At 65.8% G+C, this 21,470-nt stretch carries 17 protein-coding genes; 9 read left to right on the top strand and 8 right to left on the bottom strand.

Annotated features, from left to right (window positions below; translation table 11 throughout):
- Positions 1-47: 47 nt before the first annotated feature.
- Positions 48-890 (bottom strand): ParA family protein, encoded by an 843-nt coding sequence (locus TVC13_RS03500; RefSeq protein ID WP_422399852.1) that lies wholly within the window; start codon positions 888-890, stop codon positions 48-50.
- A 243-nt stretch (positions 891-1,133) separates the two neighbouring features.
- Here TVC13_RS03500 and TVC13_RS03495 point away from each other — a divergent pair, with 243 nt between their 5' ends.
- Together TVC13_RS03495 and TVC13_RS03490 are read left to right on the top strand one after the other, a co-directional pair.
- Positions 1,134-4,532 (top strand): pyruvate carboxylase, encoded by a 3,399-nt coding sequence (locus TVC13_RS03495; RefSeq protein WP_422399851.1) that lies wholly within the window; start codon positions 1,134-1,136, stop codon positions 4,530-4,532.
- A 51-nt stretch (positions 4,533-4,583) separates the two neighbouring features.
- Positions 4,584-6,011 (top strand): mycothione reductase, encoded by a 1,428-nt coding sequence (locus TVC13_RS03490; RefSeq protein WP_422399850.1) that lies wholly within the window; start codon positions 4,584-4,586, stop codon positions 6,009-6,011.
- 82 nt (positions 6,012-6,093) lie between these two features.
- Here TVC13_RS03490 and TVC13_RS03485 read toward each other — a convergent pair whose 3' ends face one another.
- Positions 6,094-7,902 carry an AMP-dependent synthetase/ligase gene (locus TVC13_RS03485; RefSeq protein WP_422399849.1) on the bottom strand — a complete coding sequence of 603 codons (1,809 nt, stop codon included), beginning with the start codon at positions 7,900-7,902 and terminating at the stop codon, positions 6,094-6,096.
- Positions 7,903-8,042: 140 nt separating this feature from the next.
- On the opposite strand from TVC13_RS03485, the gene TVC13_RS03480 reads away from it, so the two are divergent.
- The gene (locus TVC13_RS03480) at positions 8,043-9,113 is read left to right on the top strand and encodes an ROK family glucokinase (RefSeq protein WP_422399848.1); all 1,071 of its coding nucleotides are present in this window, start codon (positions 8,043-8,045) and stop codon (positions 9,111-9,113) included.
- Between the two features lie 13 nt (positions 9,114-9,126).
- Here the strand turns inward: TVC13_RS03480 and TVC13_RS03475 are convergent, their stop codons facing one another.
- Together TVC13_RS03475 and TVC13_RS03470 are read right to left on the bottom strand one after the other, a co-directional pair.
- On the bottom strand, positions 9,127-9,669 hold the full coding sequence (locus tag TVC13_RS03475) for a hypothetical protein (protein WP_422399847.1): 543 nt from the start codon (positions 9,667-9,669) through the stop codon (positions 9,127-9,129).
- Entirely contained in the window at positions 9,666-10,430 is a 765-nt protein-coding gene (locus TVC13_RS03470) for an alpha/beta hydrolase (protein WP_422399846.1), read from the bottom strand. Before TVC13_RS03470 ends, TVC13_RS03475 begins: the two co-directional genes overlap by 4 nt.
- A 177-nt stretch (positions 10,431-10,607) precedes the next feature.
- Here TVC13_RS03470 and TVC13_RS03465 point away from each other — a divergent pair, with 177 nt between their 5' ends.
- Together TVC13_RS03465 and TVC13_RS03460 are read left to right on the top strand one after the other, a co-directional pair.
- Positions 10,608-11,546, top strand: coding sequence for a lysophospholipid acyltransferase family protein (locus TVC13_RS03465; RefSeq protein ID WP_422399845.1), 939 nt, complete (start codon positions 10,608-10,610; stop codon positions 11,544-11,546).
- Between the two features lie 76 nt (positions 11,547-11,622).
- Complete coding sequence (locus TVC13_RS03460; protein ID WP_422399844.1) at positions 11,623-13,011, top strand: class II 3-deoxy-7-phosphoheptulonate synthase; 1,389 nt, start codon at positions 11,623-11,625, stop codon at positions 13,009-13,011.
- Between the two features lie 73 nt (positions 13,012-13,084).
- Here TVC13_RS03460 and pknB read toward each other — a convergent pair whose 3' ends face one another.
- A complete protein-coding gene (gene pknB, locus TVC13_RS03455; RefSeq protein WP_422399843.1) occupies positions 13,085-15,160 on the bottom strand; it encodes a Stk1 family PASTA domain-containing Ser/Thr kinase in 2,076 nt (691 codons plus the stop codon).
- Positions 15,161-15,252: 92 nt separating this feature from the next.
- Positions 15,253-16,566, bottom strand: a complete 1,314-nt coding sequence (locus tag TVC13_RS03450) for a LysM peptidoglycan-binding domain-containing protein (protein ID WP_422399842.1) — start codon at positions 16,564-16,566, stop codon at positions 15,253-15,255.
- 268 nt (positions 16,567-16,834) lie between these two features.
- On the opposite strand from TVC13_RS03450, the gene TVC13_RS03445 reads away from it, so the two are divergent.
- A complete protein-coding gene (locus TVC13_RS03445) occupies positions 16,835-17,188 on the top strand; it encodes an Rv2175c family DNA-binding protein (RefSeq protein WP_422399841.1) in 354 nt (117 codons plus the stop codon).
- A gap of 7 nt (positions 17,189-17,195) precedes the next feature.
- Here TVC13_RS03445 and TVC13_RS03440 read toward each other — a convergent pair whose 3' ends face one another.
- Both TVC13_RS03440 and TVC13_RS03435 read right to left on the bottom strand, forming a co-directional pair.
- Positions 17,196-18,332 (bottom strand): polyprenyl synthetase family protein, encoded by a 1,137-nt coding sequence (locus TVC13_RS03440; protein ID WP_422399840.1) that lies wholly within the window; start codon positions 18,330-18,332, stop codon positions 17,196-17,198.
- An 8-nt stretch (positions 18,333-18,340) separates the two neighbouring features.
- Entirely contained in the window at positions 18,341-18,856 is a 516-nt protein-coding gene (locus TVC13_RS03435) for a hypothetical protein (RefSeq protein ID WP_422399839.1), read from the bottom strand.
- A gap of 85 nt (positions 18,857-18,941) precedes the next feature.
- Here TVC13_RS03435 and dinB point away from each other — a divergent pair, with 85 nt between their 5' ends.
- The 3 genes from dinB (at position 18,942) to mraZ (ending at position 21,467) form a co-directional block, all read left to right on the top strand.
- Positions 18,942-20,165, top strand: a complete 1,224-nt coding sequence (gene dinB / locus TVC13_RS03430) for a DNA polymerase IV (protein WP_422399838.1) — start codon at positions 18,942-18,944, stop codon at positions 20,163-20,165.
- Between the two features lie 189 nt (positions 20,166-20,354).
- Entirely contained in the window at positions 20,355-20,735 is a 381-nt protein-coding gene (locus TVC13_RS03425; RefSeq protein WP_422399837.1) for a DUF3040 domain-containing protein, read from the top strand.
- Positions 20,736-21,035: 300 nt separating this feature from the next.
- Positions 21,036-21,467 carry a division/cell wall cluster transcriptional repressor MraZ gene (gene mraZ / locus TVC13_RS03420; protein WP_325789954.1) on the top strand — a complete coding sequence of 144 codons (432 nt, stop codon included), beginning with the start codon at positions 21,036-21,038 and terminating at the stop codon, positions 21,465-21,467.
- Positions 21,468-21,470 lie beyond the last annotated feature (3 nt).

Below are 21,470 nucleotides of genomic sequence, written 5' to 3'. Positions count from 1 at the left end.
AGGCCGCTTCCCCTTCCGGGGATGCGGCCTTTCGCTTTTCCGAAGTCCTAGCCGGCTGGACGGCGCATTCCACGGTTACGCACGCTGCCGGTCTGCACCAGGTTCTTCAGCAGGGCATCAAAGGAGCCGGCGGCCTGCTTCGCCGAATCGCCCGGCCAGTGGTGCACGGAGTGTGCTGCGCCCTGAATCTGCTGCCAGTTGGCGTGCTCGGCAATGTTCGGCTCCATCAAAAGGTCACCGAACATCTGCTTCATCTCGGCCAGCCGGAACGTGTGTTCGTTCGAGGTGGGGCGGACCCGGTTGGCCACGATGCCGGCCGGTGCAAGGTTGGGTGCGAACTCCTGGCGGAACAGGTCCAGTGCACGCATGGTGCGTTCGGTGCCGGCAACGGAGAAAAGACCCGGCTCGGCGACCAGCAGCACCCGGTTGCTGGCGCTCCACGCCATCCGGGTCAGCCCGTTCAGCGACGGCGGGCAGTCAATCAGCACCAGGCCGTAGCCGCTGACCTTGCCCAGCAGGGTGGACAGCCGGCGCAGGTCCCGCTTGCCCAGATCGGGGCGGTCGTAAATGCCGGAGTAGGCCGACCCCATGGCGACGTCGAGCACCGGACGGCGAAGCGGATCACTGCCGGGCTGCTTGCGGGCCGTCTCAACCCAGCCGCTGGGGACCACATTGGCGGCCAGATCGGCGCGCCGGGCGCTGCGCAGCATGTCTCCGATGCCCAGATTGTCCCCGGGGGAGACCGCCAGGCCCGTGGTGGCATCGGCATGCGGATCCAGATCCACTACGAGGGTAGGGATGCCGGCAGCCAGAGCGGCTGATGCCAGACCAAGCGTCACCGAAGTCTTGCCGACGCCGCCCTTCAGGCTGCTGATGCTCACTACTTGCACTTGTTGAACCAATACCTAACGTGTCGGGGGATCACGGGCGCCGGGTCCGTGCCAGGGAACCGTAATCATTCTATGTGACGCAACCCGACGGTCCCGGCAAGTGGGAGTTTGCGCATCAGCGCCGGACCCTGAATTATGCTCGGTGTGATCTGTCTTACGTACGCTTGCTGTTTATGCAGGCCATACCCAGACTGAAAACCGAGCCACACGGTCCGTTCCACCACGCAACGATGCAGGAGTGTAATGTTCTCGAAGATCCTGGTAGCCAACCGCGGCGAAATTGCCATCCGCGCTTTTCGCGCCGCCTACGAACTAGGCGCCAAGACAGTCGCCGTCTTTCCGCACGAGGACCGCAACTCCATCCACCGGCAGAAGGCTGACGAGGCCTACCTGATCGGAAGCGAAGGGCACCCGGTCCGCGCTTACCTGGACGTGGAGGAAATCATCCGCGTGGCAAGGGAATCCGGCGCCGACGCGATTTACCCGGGCTACGGTTTCCTTTCCGAGAACCCGCAGCTGGCACGCGCTGCCAAGGAAGCCGGCATCACGTTCATCGGCCCGGACGCCGACATCCTGGAACTCGCCGGCCACAAGGTCCATGCACTGAACGCTGCCCGGGAAGCCGGTATCCCCGTGCTGCGCTCGACGGCGCCCAGCGCCGACGCGGATGAGCTGCTGGCCGAGGCCGAGGAAATCGGCTTCCCCATCTTCGTGAAGGCCGTCGCCGGCGGCGGCGGACGCGGAATGCGGCGTGTGGACACCGCACGCGACCTGCCCGAAGCGCTGAAGGCCGCCATGCGCGAAGCAGACACCGCTTTCGGCGACCCCACGGTCTTCCTGGAGCAGGCAGTGCTGCGTCCCCGTCACATTGAGGTGCAGATCCTGGCCGACAATGAGGGCAACGTCATCCACCTGTTCGAGCGTGACTGTTCCCTGCAGCGGCGGCACCAGAAGGTCATCGAGATCGCCCCGGCGCCGAACCTGGATGAGAACATCCGCCAGGCGCTCTACCGCGACGCCGTCACGTTCGCCAAGTCCCTGAACTACGTCAACGCCGGAACCGTGGAGTTCCTCGTGGACACAGTAGGCGAGCGCGCCGGTCAGCACGTGTTCATCGAAATGAACCCGCGTATCCAGGTTGAGCACACCGTGACCGAAGAAATCACCGACGTTGACCTGGTCCAGTCACAGATGCGGATTGCCGCAGGCGAGAATCTGGCCGACCTGGGACTGGTTCAGGACGAACTGCAGATCCGCGGAGCTGCCCTGCAGTGCCGGATCACCACCGAAGACCCCGCCAACGGCTTCCGCCCCGACGTTGGAAAGATCAGTGCCTACCGTTCCGCCGGCGGCGCAGGCGTGCGCCTGGACGGCGGCACCGTCTACGCCGGCGCGGACATCAGCCCGCACTTCGACTCCATGCTGGTCAAGCTCACCTGCCGCGGCCGCAACTACCCTGCCGCCGTCAACCGCGCACGGCGCGCACTGGCGGAGTTCCGCATCCGGGGTGTCTCCAGCAACATCTCCTTCCTGCAGGCGGTCCTGGAGGATCCCGATTTTGTGGCGGGCGACGTCGCGACCTCCTTCATTGAGGAACGTCCGGAACTGCTGAACGCCCGCGGCCCGGCTGACCGCGGTACCAAGCTGCTGAGCTGGCTGGCGGACGTCACGGTCCACAAGCCCAACGGCGAGCTGCCTGCCCACATCGACCCGAGGGAGAAGCTGCCCACGGACCTTCCCGAGCCCAAGCCCGGATCCCGCCAGCGGCTCCAGGAACTCGGCCCCGAGAAGTTCGCTGCTGCGCTGCGGGCCCAGCAGGCACTGGCCGTCACGGACACCACCTTCCGCGACGCACACCAGTCCCTGCTGGCGACCCGCGTGCGTACCCGCGACCTGGTGGGCGCTGCTCCGGCGGTTGCTGCCCTGACACCGGAGCTGCTCTCCGTGGAAGCCTGGGGCGGCGCCACCTACGACGTCGCACTGCGTTTCCTGGGTGAGGACCCCTGGGAACGGCTGGACGCGCTTCGCCAGGCACTGCCGAACGTGTGCATCCAGATGCTGCTCCGCGGCCGCAACACGGTGGGTTACACGCCCTACCCCACGGAAGTCACTGACGCCTTTGTTGAAGAGGCCGCAGCCGCCGGCGTCGATATCTTCCGTATCTTCGACGCCCTGAACGACGTCAGCCAGATGGCCCCGGCCATCGAAGCGGTCCGCCGCACCGGTACGGCCGTCGCAGAGGTGGCACTTTGCTACACCGCGGACATGCTTGATCCGCAGGAGAAGCTCTACACCCTGGACTACTACCTGGACCTCGCCCAGAAGATGGTCGACGCCGGGGCGCACATCCTGGCCATCAAGGACATGGCAGGCCTGCTGCGTCCCGCCGCTGCCGCCAAGCTGGTCGCAGCGCTGCGCGAACGCTTCGACCTGCCGGTGCACCTGCACACCCATGACACCGCCGGCGGCCAGCTCGCAACGCTGCTCGCAGCCGCGGAAGCGGGCGTGGATGCAGTGGACGTGGCCAGCGCAACCCTGGCCGGTACCACCAGCCAGCCCTCGGCGTCGTCACTGGTGGCAGCACTTGCCCACACCGAGCGGGACACCGGCCTGGACCTGGCCGCCGTCAGCTCGCTCGAACCGTACTGGGAAGCCGTCCGCCGCGTCTACGCGCCCTTTGAGTCCGGCCTTGCCGGCCCCACCGGGCGTGTCTACCGGCACGAGATTCCCGGCGGCCAGCTCTCCAACCTGCGCCAGCAGGCCATCGCGCTGGGCCTGGGGGAGCGCTTCGAGGCAATCGAGGACATGTACACCGCAGCGGACCGGATACTGGGCCGCCTGGTGAAGGTCACGCCGTCCTCCAAGGTGGTCGGAGACCTGGCGCTGCAGCTTGTAGGCAGCAACGTGGCACCGGATGACTTCGAAGAGAACCCGCAGAACTATGACATCCCTGATTCCGTGATCGGGTTCCTCAGCGGCGAGCTCGGCGACCCGCCCGGCGGCTGGCCGGAACCGTTCCGCACCAAGGCGCTGCAGGGCCGCAAGCCCAAGCCCCGCCACGTGGAGCTGACAGACGTCGACGAACAGGGACTGCGCGGGGACTCCGCCACCCGCCGCGAAACGCTGAACCGGCTGCTGTTCGCCGGCCCGGCCCGCGAGTTCGCCACCACCCGGGAAACCTACGGCGACCTTTCCGTCCTGGACACCCGTGACTACCTGTTCGGACTGCGCCCGGGCGTGGAGCACGTGGTGGAACTGGAAAAGGGTGTCCGGCTGATCGCCACCCTGGAAGCAGTCTCGGAGCCTGACGAAAAGGGCATGCGCACCGTCATGACCACCCTGAACGGACAGATGCGTCCGGTCATGGTGCGCGACCGCAGCGTCACCACCGATGCCAAGGTTGCCGAGCGTGCCGATCCCGCACAGCCCGGACACGTTGCTGCCCCCTTCGCCGGTGCCGTCACCGTCACCGTCGAGGAAGGCGCACAGGTCGGTGCCGGAGAGACGGTGGCCACGATTGAAGCCATGAAGATGGAAGCCTCCATCACGGCACCGGTGGCCGGCACGGTCAAGCGCCTGGCTGTCAGCGGCGTGCAGCAGGTGGACGGCGGCGACCTGCTGGTGGTCATCGAGCCGGCGTAAGCCGGCGCAAAGACTGAATAGGCTGGGGGCCGGCGCCGATAGACTGGCAGAGTGACTCATTACGATCTCGCCATCATCGGCTCCGGCTCCGGCAATTCCCTTATTACCCCCGACTGGGATGACCGCAAGGTGGCCGTTATTGACGGCGGAACCTTCGGAGGGACCTGCCTGAACGTTGGCTGCATCCCCACCAAGATGTTTGTCTATCCGGCCCAGCTGGCAGCGTCGGCCGCCGAGGCCGGGCCGCTGGGAGTCGACCAGCGGGTGGAGAAAGTACGCTGGCGGGAGATCCGGGACCGGATTTTCGGCCGGATCGATGCCATCTCCGAAGGCGGGCGGCGCTACCGTGCCGAAGAGCTGGAGAATGTGACGCTCTACAGCGAATACGTCCGCTTCACCTCCCCGCACCGCCTTGAGACGGCCTCCGGCAAGGAGATCACCGCTGACCAGATTGTGGTCGCTGCAGGTTCCCGCCCCGTGCTGCCGGACATCCCGGGGATCGGCCTGCCCCAGGTGCATACCTCGGACACCGTCATGCGCGTGGATGACCTTCCCGGCCGTGTCCTGATCCTCGGCGGCGGCTACATCGCTGCGGAGTTTGGCTTTGTGTTCTCAGCCTTCGGGTCCAAGGTGACTATGGCCGTGCGCTCCGGGGCCCTGCTGCGGGCACAGGACGAAACCGTCTCCGAACGCTTCACCGCGGCGGCTTCGGAACAGTGGGATGTCCGCCTGAACACGCAGGTGCAGTCCCTGGCCGAGAACACTGACGGGTCCGTCCGTGCGGTCCTGAACGGTCCGGCGGGTCCCTCGGAGCTCGACATCGACCTCGTCCTGGTGGCCACCGGCAGGGTTCCGAACACGGACCGTCTGGACCCGGCCGCCGCAGGGCTGGACGTCGAACCTGACGGCCGTCTGGCCGTGGACGAATACCAGCGGGTGCTCAGCGGCGGAAAGCCCGTTCCCGGCCTCTGGGCACTGGGCGATGTAAGCGGTGCCGACCAGCTCAAGCACGTGGCAAACCTCGAAGCACGCACGGTGGCCCACAACCTGGTTCACCCCGATGAGCTGCAGACTTCTTCCCACCGGTTTGTGCCCTCAGCGGTATTCAGCCACCCGCAGATCGCCTCCGTCGGCCTGACCGAAGCCCAGGCCCGCGACTACGCCCTGGCCAACGGCGTCGAACTCGCCATGGCGGTCCAGGAATACGGCTCGACGGCGTACGGCTGGGCCATGGAGGACAGCACCGGATTCGTGAAGCTGCTTGCTGACAAGGCCACCGGCCAGCTGCTCGGCGCGCACATCATGGGCCATGAGGCGTCCATGCTGATCCAGCCCCTGATCCAGGCGATGGCCTTCGGACTCGATGCCAACACGATGGCACGGGGCCAGTACTGGATCCACCCGGCACTCACCGAAGTAGTGGAGAACGCCCTGCTGTCCCTGGGCGCCGATCCCCAGGACACGCAGCTTCGTCCCTAGAGCGCGTGAACGCAAAAGAGGCGGGAACCCCGGAAACGATCCAGGGCTCCCGCCTCTTTTGCCTGTCGGCTGGCCGGGAAGGTTAGACCTTCTGGCCTGAATAGATGTCCTCAACCACGTCGGAGAAGTCCTTGAGCACCTGGGCGCGCTTGATCTTCAGGGACGGCGTGAGATGGCCGCTGGATTCGGTGAAGTCCGTGGTGACCACGCGGAACACCTTGATGGCTTCGGCCTGGGACACGGCCTTGTTGGCGCGGTCCACCAGCGCCTGGAGCTCTTCCTGAAGCTGCTGGGACTGGGCAGCCTGGGCAACCGTCGTGGTCGCGGGCATACCGTGGCGTTCCAGCCAGCCGGGGAGTGCTTCCTCATCGATGGTGATCAGCGCCGAGATGAACGGACGCTGGTCGCCGACGACGACGCACTGGGAGACGATCGCATCCGCACGGATGGAGTCCTCCAGCATCGCCGGGATGACGTTCTTGCCGCTGGCCGTCACGATGATTTCCTTCTTGCGGCCGGTGATCTTCAGGAAGCCGTCGGAATCCAGCTGGCCGATGTCGCCGGTGCGGAACCAGCCGTCGGAGAAGTTCTCCTCGGTGAGGTCCGGGCGCTTGAAGTAGCCCTTCATCACGCTGATGCCCTTGGTGAGGATTTCGCCGTCATCCGCGATCTTGACCGCGTTGCCCGGCAGCGGTGCGCCGACGGTGCCGATCTTGATCAGCTGCGGGGTGTTCACACTGATCGGTGCGGTGGTTTCGGTGAGGCCATAGCCTTCCAGGACCATGACGCCGATTCCGTGGAAGAAGTGTCCCAGCCGGTCGCCCAGCGGGGCGCCGCCCGAAATTGCGTACTGCACCCGGCCGCCCATGGCGGTGCGGATCTTGGAGTAGAGCAGCTTGTCGAAGAGCGCGTGGCGCAGCTTCAGGCCCAGCGGCACCTTGCCGGCTTCGCTGGCCTTCGAGTACTCGATGGCAGTCTTGGCGCCGGCGTGGAAGATTTTGCCCTTGCCGCCGTCTTCGGCCTTGAGCATGGAGGAGTTGTAGACCTTCTCAAAGACACGGGGGACCACCAGCAGGAAGGTGGGCTTGTAGCTCTGCAGGTCCGGAAGGAGGTTCTTCACGTCCGGGGTGTGGGCCACAGTGGAGCCGGCAGCGACGGCCAGGACCGAGATGAACCGGGCGAAGACGTGTGCCAGCGGCAGGAACATGATGGTCTGGGCACCCTCCTTGGCAACCTCGGGCAGCGCTGCCGTGGAGTTACGGGAGAGGTTGACGAAGTTACCGTGGGTCAGCTCGCAGCCCTTGGGCTTTCCGGTGGTCCCGGAGGTGTAAATGATCGTCGCCGTGTCGGCCAGGTTCGCCGAGGACCGGCGGGCTTCAAGTTCTTCATCGGACACGGATACTCCGGCCTCACGGAGCTGGTCCAGTCCACCGCCGTCCATCTGCCACACGTTTTTCACTGCGGAGAGGTCCTCGTCCGCGCCGGCCTGGCGGACCACGTTTTCGTGGCGGGCTGCCTCAACGACGATGCCCACGGCCTCCGAGTCGCCAAGGATCCAGGCGACCTGGGCGGGGGAGGAAGTCTCGTACACCGGCACCGAGACGGCTCCGGCGAACCAGATGGCGAAGTCAACCAGCGTCCATTCGTAGCGGGTGCGGGCCATGATGCCCACTCGGTCGCCCTGTCCGATTCCGCTGGCGATCAGGCCTTTGGCAATACGGGAGACATCAGCAAGGAATTCGGTGGCGGAGATGTTCTGCCAGGTATCACCGGATGAGCGCACGGCGAAGAGGGCCGGATTGGACGGCTTGGCTGCCTGTTCCAGAAGCAGATCCGTAGTGTTCGTCTCAGGTGCGGATTCCACCAGGACTGGAACGCTGTATTCGCGCACGATAGCTCCTTTGATATCTGTTTGGACGGCGGGTTGCCCCTTAGCCTATAACCTAGATCACATTTTATACTGGCCGGTAACTTTCGAATGCATAACTCTTGCGTGTCCGGGGGTTGCCCTTTGCCTAGAATGGGTCTTTGATGCCTTCCCCTAACCCAGCTCCCGTCCCCCTTTCGCCTGCCGCGCGGTGGTCCCGCCGTCCCGCAGATCCGCTGCGCCCGCGGCGGCCGGTGAGGCTTTCCTCTCCGATGCGCCGGCGCGGCCTGGCGATCGGGATCGACATTGGAGGCACCAAGGTAGCCGCCGGACTGGTGGACGCCAGCGGCCGGGTGCTCGAAGTCCTCCGCCGGTCCACTCCGGGCCAGGACCCCCGCGAAGTTGAAAACGTGATTGTGGAACTGGTCCGCGAACTCTCCGCGCACAAGCACGTGTGGTCCGTGGGCATCGGCGCTGCCGGGTGGATGGACCTTGCCGGCAGCACGGTGTTGTTCAGCCCCCATCTGGCCTGGCGCAACGAGCCGCTGCAGGAGAACCTGGAGCGGCTGCTGCGCCGCCGCGTGTATCTGGCGAACGACGCCGACGGCGCTGCCTGGGCGGAATGGCGCTTCGGAGCAGGCAGGGGAGAGAGCAGGCTTGTCTGCATTACCCTCGGCACCGGGATCGGCGGTGCCATGATCATGGACGGCCGTCTGGAACGCGGGCGCTTTGGGGTGGCCGGCGAGTTCGGGCACCAGATCATCATGCCGCAGGGCCAGCGCTGCGAGTGCGGCAACCGCGGTTGCTGGGAACAGTATGCCTCCGGCAATGCACTGGGGCGCGAAGCCCGCGAGCTCGCGGCAGCGAACTCGCCCGTGGCCCAGGAGATCCTGCGGAGCGTCCAGGGGAACATTCCGGATATCACCGGAGCCGTGGTTACCCGGCTGGCCCTTGAAGGGGACCGCACCGCCATTGAACTGGTCGGCGAGGTGGGCGAGTGGCTGGGCCTGGGATTGTCCAACCTTGCTGCGGCACTTGATCCGGGGATGTTCGTGATTGGCGGCGGACTCAGCGACGCCGGCGAACTGCTCCTGGAGCCGGCCCGGCGTGCCTACTCCCGCAACCTCACGGGCCGCGGCTTCCGGCCGGAAGCCCGGATCGAGAAAGCCGCTCTGGGGCCGGCAGCCGGACTCATCGGCGCAGCGGATCTTTCCCGGGTGGCTGCCCGGCGCTGAAGGAGTGCTGCGGCTAGACCGCAGCGCCGTCGTCGCCCTCATCCCTGGACTGGGGGAGTCGGAACAGCAGATAGCCGGCGCAGGTGACGAAGATGGCCACGATGCCCAGTACCACCGGCATCGGCGCGCCGCGCCAGAACATCGCAAAGAGCAGCAGCAGCAGCGGACCGCCCGCTGCGCCCAGCCATGCCAGGATCACCAGCGGTTCGCCGCTGCCCAGCGGCGGCGGTTCTTCGGGTATGAACGAGCCGTCGGACTCGTCTTCCTCGGGACTGTAGTCACGGGGACCGGGCCCGGCAGGGGGCTGCGGCCCGCGGCGCAGCGGCTGGTTTTCGAAGATGGCGCGGGTGCGGTCAGCGGCGGACAGCGGCCCTGCCGCCGGCGGACCGGCGGGCCCGGGTGCCGTATATGGGCCCTGGCCGCCTTCATCCTGGGTGGACGGGGCCGGGGGATGCTGCCGGGGATCGGCCTCGGACGTTTCCTGGAGCCGCGCCACCAGGTCCAGCCAGGCAGCCTCGTCGGTGGATTCGTTGCGGTCCGGTTCGCGGTCACTCATGCTGTGGCACCTGCACTCACCCGTTGGATGAACTCGTGGGAACGGTCAAAGATCAGCTGTGCGTCATGGTCCATGGTGGCCACATGGTAGCTGTTTGTCAGCGGGACCACCTCCAGCTCGGTGCTGCCCACCAGCCGGCGGAGCAGATCCATGCTTGATTCGGGAACCACCGGGTCCACCGTGGAGCGGAAGGCGATGACCGGTGCCTTGACCAGGGGCAGGTGCGCCGCAGTGTCCTGGAAGAGCTTCAGCAGCTGCGCAACGGCTCCGACGGGCGTGCGGGAGTACGCGCCTTCGTCCTGCCCCGGCAGCCGGATATTGTTGCCGATAGCGGGAACAGAGGGCATAACGTACTTGAGCAAATGAGCGTAGCGGGCCCGCGGATCCGCGACCGTCAGGCCCGGATTCACGACGGCGACCCCGGCCACAGGCTGCCGGGCTGCCAGGCGCAGGGCGAGTGCTCCGCCCATGGACAGGCCGGCGGCCACCACGTTCTCTGTCCGGGCGGCCAGCTCGGTGTAGGCGTCTTCGTAGCCCTGGTACCAGCGCTGCCACGGCGTGCGGGCGAGTTCCTGCCAGGTTGTGCCGTGTCCCGGAAGCAGCGGCAGGCTGACCGCATACCCGGCGTCGGCAAGATACCGGGCCCAGCCCAGCATGCTCACGGTGGAACCGGTGAACCCGTGACTGAGCAGCACGCCGGTCGATGCGTTTGGGCCTTCTCCGGCGCTTGAAAACGGTGCCGGGCCCCCAGGGGAAGTCATGACTCTATGGTTGCATTAGGCGGGCGATTTTCCACCCCGCGGGAAACAAAGTCGGCTGTGTTCGCCGGGGCAGAAATTCTACGCTGCCGCCGGGGCGCTTACAGTAGTAGTAAGGGGAGCCAAACGGGTTCCTCTTATTGTCTTGAATTGTCTTGTCCGGACGGGAGAGCTGGCCGCGTGTTCTATTGGGTGATGAAGACGATTTTCATCGGACCGGTGGTGAACCTCCTGTTCAGGCCGTGGGTCAAGGGCATGGATAATGTTCCCGCCACTGGGCCGGCGATCCTCGTCAGCAACCATCTCTCGTTCTCGGATTCAATCTTCCTGCCGCTGGCCGTGCCGCGGCCGGTGAGCTTCCTTGCCAAGTCCGAGTACTTCACCGGGCGGGGGATTAAGGGCAAGCTCACCGCTGCGTTTTTCCGCCTGACCAACCAGCTGCCCATTGACCGCTCCGGCGGTGCTGCCTCCGAGGCCGCGCTCCGTGCCGGGGTGAAGGTGCTGGAAGGCGGCAACCTGCTCGGTATCTACCCGGAGGGAACCCGCAGCCCTGACGGCCGCCTCTACCGCGGCAAGACGGGCGTGGCGAAGATGGCGCTGCAGACCGGCGTCCCCGTTATTCCGGTCGCCATGATCGGGACGGACAAGGTCCAGCCCATCGGGCGCAGGATCCCGAACATCCGCCGCATCGGGATCATCGTCGGGGAACCCCTGGATTTCTCCCGCTACGCAGGCATGGAAAATGACCGCTTTGTACAGCGGTCCGTGACTGACGAGATCATGTACGAACTCATGCGCCTCTCCGGGCAGGAGTATGTGGACGTCTACGCCAGCACGGTCAAGGACAAGATGGCGGCGGCACGCAAGGCGTCCAAGACAGCTGAAGCACGCAGCGCAGCCGTCCGGGCACCCCATGCCGGGACTCCCGAACCCGGAGTCGGACCGGGAGCAGGCCGCCGGAACAGCACCAAGGAACCCGGTGAGGTCACCGTCATCGGTGCCCCGGACCATGCCGTGCAGAAAAACGGTGCAGCCCAGGAGGACCCTGCCGTGCAGGATTCCCGCCATACCGGCGGCAAGGCAGCCGGCGGAGCACAGGAGACCCAGCGCGGCGCCTGAAATATGGCCGGAGGCAAACTGCGTAACAGGACACATTGGATCGCTGCCTTTGCGCGCCGGGAAGTAGGGTTAAGACGTGACCCAAAAACCTGCTGACCTAGATCCCAGTTTCCCGCCGTCCTCCGGAGCCGCCGTGTATCCCGGACTGGATGATTGGCGGTCGCTGCCGATTTCCCAGCAGCCCACCTGGCACGAGGACCCCGGATACGCTGCCGCCGTGGCAGAGCTGTCCATGGTTCCGCCGCTGGTGTTTGCCGGTGAAGTCGACATCCTGCGCGACCGCCTCGCCCAGGCTGCCCAGGGAAAGGCCTTCCTGCTGCAGGGAGGGGACTGCGCGGAAACCTTTGAGGCTGCGACTGCAGACAAGATCAGTGCCCGTGTCCGCACCATCCTGCAGATGTCCGTTGTGCTCACCTACGGTGCGTCCCTTCCGGTGATCAAGATGGGGCGCATGGCCGGCCAGTTCGCCAAGCCCCGGTCCTCCAATGATGAGACGCGCAACGGCGTGACGCTGCCGGCCTACCGCGGCGACATGGTCAACGGCTTCGAGTTCACCGAGGAGTCCCGCCGGCACGATCCCGCCCGCATGGTCCGCGCCTACCACACCTCGGCGTCCACGCTGAACCTGATCCGTGCCTTCACCCAGGGCGGCTTTGCCGACCTTCGCCTGGTCCACCACTGGAACCGCGGCTTTACCGCAAACCCGGCGCATTCCCGCTACGAATCCCTGGCCAGGGACATCGACCGCGCCGTGCGTTTTATGGACGTCTGCGGCGCCGACTTTGAAGCGCTGAAGCGCGTGGAGTTCTTCGCCAGCCACGAAGCCCTGCTGCTGGATTACGAACGCGCCCTGACCCGCATCGATTCACGCACCGGGAAGCCGTACGACACGTCCGCGCACTTCCTGTGGATTGGCGAGCGGACGCGTGACCTCGACTCCGCGCACGTCGACTTCCTGTCCCGCGTCCGCAACCCGATCGGAGTGAAGCTGGGCCCGAACAGCACCGCGGAAGACGCCCTGGCCCTGATCGAGAAGCTGGACCCGAACCGCGAACCGGGACGCCTGACCTTCATCACGCGCATGGGTGCCAAGAACATCCGCGAGAAGCTGCCCACGCTCGTGGAGAAAGTCACGGCTTCCGGCGCCCAGGTCCTCTGGGTTACTGACCCGATGCACGGCAACACCGTCACGTCCCCGAACGGTTACAAGACGCGCAATTTCGACGACGTCATGGACGAGGTCCGCGGCTTCTTCGAAGTCCACAATGAGCTGGGCACTTTCCCCGGCGGTCTGCACGTGGAAATGACCGGCGACGACGTCTCCGAATGCCTGGGCGGAGCCGACCCGGTGGACCAGGAAGCGTTCGTGGAAGGCTACGAATCAGTCTGTGATCCGCGCCTGAACCACATGCAGTCCCTCGAGATGGCCTTCCTGGTAGCCGGAGCCCTGGCCGAGAAGAACTGATTTCAAGCTGTGCTGCGGGCCGGGAATCCGGTCCGCAGCACAGAAAAGTCCGGGCGTTTTGTCCGGCCGGTGCCTAGACCACGGTCAGGGTAATGACGGACCCTTCGGGTGCCGTTCCTCCGGCGGGATCCTGTGCGCGGACCGTGCCGAAGAACCCGCCGAGGATTTCGTTGACCTCTACCCGGAAGCCGAGCTGTTCGAGCTCCTGCCGCGCGGTGTCTGCCTGCTTGCCGACGTAGCTGGGAACCTGGACCATGCGCGGTCCGTCGGAGATGGTCAAGGTCACCGTTCCGCCGCGTTCCAGCAGCCCGGAAGCCGGGTTCTGAGCGGCTACGGAGCCCTTGGGAATGTCGGTGCTGTTGATGCGCTCGGAGGAGACGGAGGCCTCCAGTCCGGCCGCCTCGATCAGCCTCACCGCTTCCTCTTCGGTTTTTCCTGCCACAGCGGGTACTTCCACGGGGGCCGGCCCCTTGGAGACAGTCAGGTCCACGGGGGTGCCCCGGCGCAGGTCGGCGTCGGGGGACGGAACCTGTGCCAGTACCTGGCCGGCAGGAACGTCTTCGCTGAATTCCTCGGTGACGGTGCCCGTGGCGAGGCCGGCCTCGGAGAGCTTCTCCTCGGCGTCTTCGAGGGACCGCTGGATAACGTTCGGAACGCTGAACAGCTCCGGACCGCGTGAGACCAGCAGTGTCACGGGCTGAAACCGGCGGATCTGCTGGGCCGCAGCAGGCTCGGTTCCCACCACCAGACCGGCGGCTACCACTTCGTCGTACACCTCGTTGGTGGTGTATCTCAGCCCGTCTTCACTCAGGCGGTTTCCGGCTGCTTCAACAGAGGTGTTGCTGACCTCCGGAATCGACACCAGGGCACCCGGGCCGGCGCCGAAGAACCAGCCGGCGAAGGCGGCCGCTGCAATCAGCAGGGTGAGCAGGAGTCCCAGCAGTACACCCCGCCGGCGCGGGCGTCCTGAGCGCAGTGAAACTTCCGGTCGCTGTGCTGCCCGGTTCGCTTCCTTTTGGCTGGCCTTGAAGTCCCGCCGTGCCTGCCGGCGTCCGGCGCGTGCGGAGAGTTCCGGATAATCACCGTCATTCCCGGTGTCCGCGTCGTCGTAGCTGCCGGGCGCGTACTCCGGGGGGTTCTGGGCCCGTCCCAGCACGGTAGTGGCGTTCTCGGTGCGGGCCAGAACCTCGGTGGCGTTGGGCTCGGCGCGGCTGATTACCTCAGTGGCGCCGGAGGGCGGCGCAATGACCGTGGTCCGTTCTCCGCGGCCGGACGGCGGCTGCGGCGGAGTTCCCGGGGCATGGAAGTCCAGCTGTTCGTCGGAGAGGGAAGTGCGGATGTGCCGCAGTTCCCCCAGCAGGGCCCGGCCGTCCACCGGGCGGTCTTCGGGATCCTGGGAAGTGCACCACAGAACCAGTTCGTCGAGGTCCTCGGCCAGTCCGGGGCATGCGGCGGAAGGAGTGGGCACGGAAGAATGCACGTGGGCAAAAGCCACCTGGATAGGAACCTCGCCGGTGAACGGCTGGGACCCGGTGAGCATTTCGTAGAGCATGATGCCGGCCGAGTAAATGTCGCTGCGTGCATCGGCCCCGGCGCCGGTGACCAGCTCAGGGGCAAGGTAGGCCACGGTGCCTACCAGGGTGCCGGTGTTGGTACTGGTGGTGACGGCCCGCGCCAGCCCAAAATCGGCGATCTTGATGGCACCGCTGCTGGCCAGCAGTACGTTCTCCGGTTTGACGTCGCGGTGCACCAGACCGGCCTCATGGGCGGCAGCGAGGCCGTCCACCACGGCGTCCATCATGGCCAGCGCCAGGCGCGGGGTGAGCCGGTGGCGTTCGTTCAGGACATCGCGCAGCGTGCGGCCGGGAACGTATTCCATCACCAGGTAGCTCAGCGATTCGGTGACGCCCTGGTCCAGGACGCCGACGACGTGCGGGTGCGAGAGCCGGGCCGCGGACTTCGCTTCGCGCTCGAACCGGTCCAGGAAGCCGCGGTCTGCCGCCAGGTGCGGGTAGAGCACCTTCAGGGCGACGTCGCGGTCCAGACGGGTGTCGGTGGCCAGATAGACGGTGGACATTCCGCCGCGGGCAATGCGGGAACGCACCAGGTAGCGGTTGTCTACCAGGGTCTCCAGAAGTGGGTCACTCACGGGCTCATGCACCCTTTGATCCTATAAGCGGAAACAGCAGGGAGGCGGATCGACACCCGATCCGCCTCCATGCTGACTTGTCCGTCGGCGGGCTAGAAGCCTGCGCGGTGGGCCAGGACAGAGGCCACGTAGGCCTTCGTGTCCGGGTACATGCCCTGGGTGGTCACTGAATACTGGCCCTGGTAGTAGGAGGCGATTGCGGTCTCCAGGTTCGGGCTGGTGCGTACCAGTGCGCGGATGATGGCGACGCCAGCGGTGACGTTGTCCTGCGGGTCCAGCAGGTTCAGCTGGCGGCCCACCAGGTCCGAGGCCCACTCGCCGGAGGACGGAATGACCTGCATGGTGCCGATTGCGTTTGCGGGGGAGACCGCACGCTGGTCAAAACCGGACTCCTGCAGGGCGAAGGCCTGGGCAAGGGCGGGATCAACGCCCATGGAACGGGCGGTGTCTGCCACCAGCTGCTGCATCTGCGCCCGCGAGGGCACTGCCATTGAGTTCAGGGCCTGCTTGTTCAGGTTGGCGTTCGCCACCACATGCCGCGGGTAGGTGTAGTGCAGGAACGTGCTGGGCACCAGGTCCGTCGGGGCGGCTGCCGGGGCGGCCGGAGCCGAAGACGCCGTCGTGACCGTCGCGGAGCCGCTGAGGGAGAGCTTCTGGCCGGGACGGATGATGGAGTTCATGCTGAGGCTGTTTGCATCCAGGACGGACTTCAGGCTCACTCCGTGGCGTGCGGCAATGGCGCCCAGGGTGTCGCCCGGCTTGACCGTGTAGGTTCCCGCCTGCGGCGCGGCAGGCGCCGCCGGTGCTGCAGCTGCAGGGGTGCTCGACGCCGTCGTCACACCCGTTCCGCTGCCCACGGAGAGCTTGTCACCGGGGTAGATCACCGAAGTCATGCTGAGGTTATTGGCCGCCAGGACGGAAGCGAGGCTGACGCCGTGCCTGGCCGCGATGGCGCCCAGGGTGTCACCCGGCTTGACCGTGTAGGTGCCGGCGGCAGGTGCCTGGGCAACCGGGGCTGAGGGGGCCTTGGCGGTGCCGGTGAGCTTGAGTTCCTTGCCCGCATAGATGACCGAGCTGGCGGAGAGGTTGTTGATCCGCAGCACTTCGTTCATGTCCAGCCCGTAGCGGGCCGCGATGGAGCTGACGGTGTCTCCGGGGACAATGCGGTGCGTTGCGGGAACGGCGGACTCGGCTGCGACGGTCGCGGGGACCTGGGCTGCCAGCTGGGAAGCAGGCACAACGGCACTGCCGGCGTTCTTCATGGCCTGCAGCGGAAGCTGCGGGAACAGGGCCTTGGCCGGAAGCTGCGGCACCGATGCCTGGGCAGGCTCGGCAAGTGCCAGAGAGGACATCATGACAGCCGGAATCGCCGCCGTAGTGACAGCGACGCTCAGTTTGCGGGGCATGCCGGCTGTCGCAGTTCGCGGCCTGGCAGGGGGCTGCACGGTCATACGGGTTGTTTCCTCATCTGTTGACGGTGCGGTTTGAGCCGCAGTCCGTGGGACAAAAAACAAGTAGTGATACGGGTGTTACACAAGTGATTAGTGTGACTTATGCGAATTTACACGAGAAAAGTCGGATGGCGATAGCCGGGCGTGAACATATAGAGCGAATTCCGCGGCCGAAAAGAGTGCCGAGTGGCCCTGATTGCCGCACCATGGCAATCTTGGAAGCGTGAATGAACTCGAGGAACTGGTTTCCGACTGGCTGACCCTGCCCGACGTGGCTGAAAAACTAGATGTAACAATCAGCAAGGTTCACAGCCTGCTGGAAGAACGCGCACTGCTTGCGGTCCGGCTCGGAGAGCGCAAAATCCGCAGCATCCCCGCAGCCTTTATTAATGACGGCGCAATCCTGGACAGCCTGAAGGGGACCATCTCGGTCCTCACCGATGCCGGCTTCTCCGACGAGGAGATGCTGCGCTGGCTGTTTACCGCTGACGAGACCCTCCCCGGACGTCCTGTGGACGCCCTGAAGGAAGGCCGCAAGACGGAAATCCGCCGCCGCGCACAGGCTCTGGCCTGGTAACTGCGCCCTAGGCAGTACGGGTCACGGCCGCATGGGCCAGTGATTCGAGCGCCGAGCGGGTCTGCTCATCCACCGCGAGTGCGGCGAGGGTGCTGAAGGCCTGCTCGGTGTGCTCCGCAATGAGGGCCTCCGTCGTTGCCAGCGCGCCGCTTTCCTGGATCGCGGACCGCAGCGAGGCCACGGCATCTTCGTCCAGGTCCGGGCGTCCAAGCTGCTCCGTGATTTCCTTTCGGACCGCAGCGGATCCGGAACTCAGCGCATAGGCAATGAGTACCGTGCGCTTGCCCTCGCGCAGATCATCCCCGGCCGGCTTGCCGGTGATCTCGGGATCCCCGAACACGCCCAGCACGTCGTCGCGCAGCTGGAAGGCCTCGCCAAGCGGCAGCGAGAAGGCCGAATAGGCCGCGAGGAGTTCCTCGCTGGCTCCGGCCAGGGCGCCGCCGATGGCCAGCGGGTGCTCAATGCTGTATTTGGCGGACTTGAAGCGGAGGATGTTCCGGGCCCGCACGACGGCGCGGTCCGGTTCGTGGCCCGGGCCAACCACCTCTTCCAGGATGTCCAGGTACTGGCCGGCCATAACCTCTGTCCGCATGCGGTTAAAGACCGCCCTCGCCCGGGTGTTGTAAGCGGCACGTTCGCCCACGGAGGTAAATGCTTCCTCGCTCAGCGCGAGGCAGAGGTCGCCGGCCAGGATCGCTGCGGATGACCCGAAGTGGCTGCCGTCCAGGAACCATTCGGCCTCGGCATGCCGGTTGCTGAAATGCCGGTGGACACTGGGTGCACCGCGACGGGTGTCGGAACGGTCAATGATGTCATCGTGGATCAGCGCTGCGCTCTGGAACAGTTCCAGCGCCAGTCCCGACCGGACGGCTGCCTCCCCGAGCACCTCGCCTCCGGCGCCCCGCCAGCCCCAGTAGTTCAGGAGCGCCCGCAGCCGTTTGCCGCCCTTGGCCAGGGAATGCACTGCGCCCAGCAGGGGCACGGACTCAGCCGAGACTTCCTCCAGGACCTCCCGCTGGCTGCCGAGGAACTGCTCAAGGTCAGCGGACAGGGCCGACCGGTAGGCGGCCTGTTCATCGGCCGCAGACGCAGCGGCCCTGCTGGTCTCCTTGTTTGCCTCCGGGGCAGCGGGTGCCTGGCTCATCAGCGTTCCTATTCTGCGGTCTCTGCGGTGCCGGGGAGCACGTTTGCCCCGACTGTATAGATTGAGCTGCCGTTCCGGGTAGTAACGGAGACGTTTGCGGTCTCCGTCTCGGAACCGGTAGTGCGGGCGAAGTCCTTGGCCGGGGTGGATTCGACGGCGTCCCCTTCCAGGGCAGCGAAGCCCAGGCCTTCAAAATGGGCGGTGTAGAAAGCGAGGATCTCCTCGGGCGAAGCGGGGGAAGAGGCCGTCAGCGACGCGGTCAGCAGCTGGCCGTCGTCTTCGAAGCTCGACGCAGTGGGCTCGGATCCGGCGAAGACCGGAACGAGGGCTTCGGGGAATCCTTCGGCGATGGCCGACGACGGTGACGGGCTGGGGGCAGTGGTCGCCGGCGTGGCTGAGGGAGGCGCGGAACTCACTGAGCTGCTGGGGGACGCGGACGCAGACGGCGAAGACTCGGTGGAACTGCATCCGGCGACGGCGGCCAGGACGGCCGCGCTGCAGGCAAGGGCAAGGATTTTCTTCATGGGAATCCGCATCGACGAAGGGTCAGGGCCTGTTTCCAGTCTAGGGGAGCGCCCGTGTGTCTGCGGGCCTGCATAGTATGAGGACGTGGGTACAGCAACGGCGGCAGCGGGTGAAAACCGGGACTGCACCATCATGCATGTGGACATGGACGCGTTCTATGTTGCGGTGGAACTGCTGCGCCGTCCGGAGCTCGCCGGCAAACCGGTGATCGTCGGCGGACTCGGTGCCAGGTCAGTGGTCCTCTCCGCGTCCTACGAGGCACGGAGGTTTGGTGTACGGTCTGCGATGCCGATGGTGAGCGCACGCCGGCTGTGCCCGCAGGCACAGATCCTGGAACCGCACCAGGACGTCTACCGCCAGGTGTCGGCGCGCATCATGGCTATCTTCGAGTCCATTACGCCGCTGGTTGAACCGCTCAGCGTTGACGAGGCCTTCCTGGACATAGCCGGTTCCATGCGCAGGCTGGGGCCGCCCCGCCAGATCGGTGAACTCGTACGCAGCCGTGTCTCGCAGGAGCTGGGGATCACTGCCAGTGTGGGGATCGCCTCCACGAAGTTTGTTGCCAAGATTGCCTCCACCCGCTCCAAGCCGAACGGCCTGCTCCTGGTTCCCCGGGATGAGACCATTTCCTTCCTGCATGCCCTGGACGTGTCGGCGCTGTGGGGTGTTGGAGCCAAGACGCGCGAGGCCCTGGCGAGGGTGGGCATCAATACGGTTGCGGACGTCGCGCACACACCGCCGGCGGTCCTGCAAAGACTGCTGGGCGCTACCGGCCGGCATGTCTATGACCTCTCCTGGGGCCGCGACGCCCGGGCCGTGACCCCGGTCAGGGTCGAAAAGAGCATCGGGGCAGAGGAAACCTTTGCCAGGGACGTGGACGAGGACGAGGTCCTGGAGACCGAGCTGCTGCGGCTGGCCCACCGGACGGCAGCGAGAATGCGTGCGGCGGGACTGCAGAGCCGGTCGGTGTCCCTGAAGGTGCGGTACGCAGACTTCTCAACTCTCACCCGCTCACGCACGCTCACTGAACCGGTGGACAGTGCGCAGCTTCTTTACGAGGCCGTCCGCGGTCTGCTCGCAGGGCTGGGCCGGCGTCCCATGAGCGTCCGCCTCATCGGACTGCGCGCCGAAAACCTTGAAACGGCTGACGGTGCTGCGCAGCAGCTGACCCTTGACGGACGTGATGACAACTGGCGCTCGGCGGAGGACGCCCTTGACCGGATCAACCGCAGGTTCGGGGAGTCCGGCATCATGCCGGCACGGCTGCTGGGACGGGAGAAAAACAAGCCGCAGGACAGCCCAGGCTGAGCATTGCCTGAGAGGGTTCAGCGGCACCCGGCTGTGGCTTTCCCCGGACCCGTTTGCAATCTATCCTTGAGGTTAAGTGCAGATCAGCGTCGACACCTCCGTGTGAACAACCGGGACCAACCGGGAACAACCACCACGCCGGGTTCGTTGCTTGGTTTACAGGGCACATTGGACCGCAAGGAGACAGTAATGGCACTCTCAGAACACGAGCAGCGCTTGCTTGATCAGCTGGAGCAGCAATTACACGCTGAGGACCCGAAATTCGCCAATTCGATGGCGTCATCGGCGGGCCGAGGCATGTCTACCCGGCGCATTGTGCTGGGCGCTCTCGTGGCGGTTGCCGGAATAGCGGTCCTGATCCTGGGCATAACCCTGGACAGTCCGCTCAACATTCTGGTGGGCATCCTGGGCTTTATGGTGATGGGAGCGGGAATGTACTACGCCACCACCAAGGGCAAGCAGGCCGAGCCGCGGGTTCCCGCCGGCCGGAAGGAACGTGCGGCTGCACCCCGCGGGTTCATGTCCAACCTCGAAAGCAAATGGGACGAGCGCAAGAGGGACCAGCCCTAGCGCCACCTCCACTTTCCTCCCCGGCTAGCCCGCAGGAGGCCGCAAAGACCCGCTTCGGCGGGTCTTTCGCCGTTTAAGCGCCCGCCGCGTCCCGTTTCGGGAGCCCGTTTCGCCGCATTCTCCTCCACTGCACCCCCACACGCCCCATCCCGCGCAGTTATTGGGATGCGGGGGTTCGACGCGCCGGAAAACGTTATCGAATTGCGTTGACTGTGGAGGGAAGTGGAGTAAAGTGGGGGGCGTAAGAGGGTAGGGCGGTGCAGGAGGGGTGTAACTCCCGAATCTGACAGGTGGTGGGCGATGTTCCTCGGAACTCACTCACCGCGCCTGGATGAAAAGGGCAGGCTCATTCTTCCCGCCAAGTTCCGCGACGAGCTGGCCGACGGGCTGGTTCTGACCCGCGGCCAGGAACGCTGCATCTACGTCTTCAGCCAGAAGGAATTCGAGAAGGTCCACGAGCAGATGAGGCAGGCTCCGCTGTCTTCACGCCAGGCACGTGACTACATTCGAGTTTTTCTGTCCGGGGCCTCTGACGAAGTTCCGGACAAGCAGGGCCGCGTCACCATTCCGCCGGCACTGCGCTCGTATGCCGGGCTCGGACGTGAACTCGCCGTTATCGGTGCAGGCACCCGGGCCGAGATCTGGGACGCCACGGCATGGCAGGAATACCTGGAAGAACAGGAAAACGCGTTTTCGGAAACCGACGAAGACACGATGCCCGGCATCTTCTAGCCG

The organism is Arthrobacter sp. 3Tela_A (genome assembly GCF_049311025.1).
In the GTDB taxonomy this organism is placed as follows: domain Bacteria; phylum Actinomycetota; class Actinomycetes; order Actinomycetales; family Micrococcaceae; genus Arthrobacter_B.
This window is presented reverse-complemented; position numbering and strand designations above follow the sequence as displayed.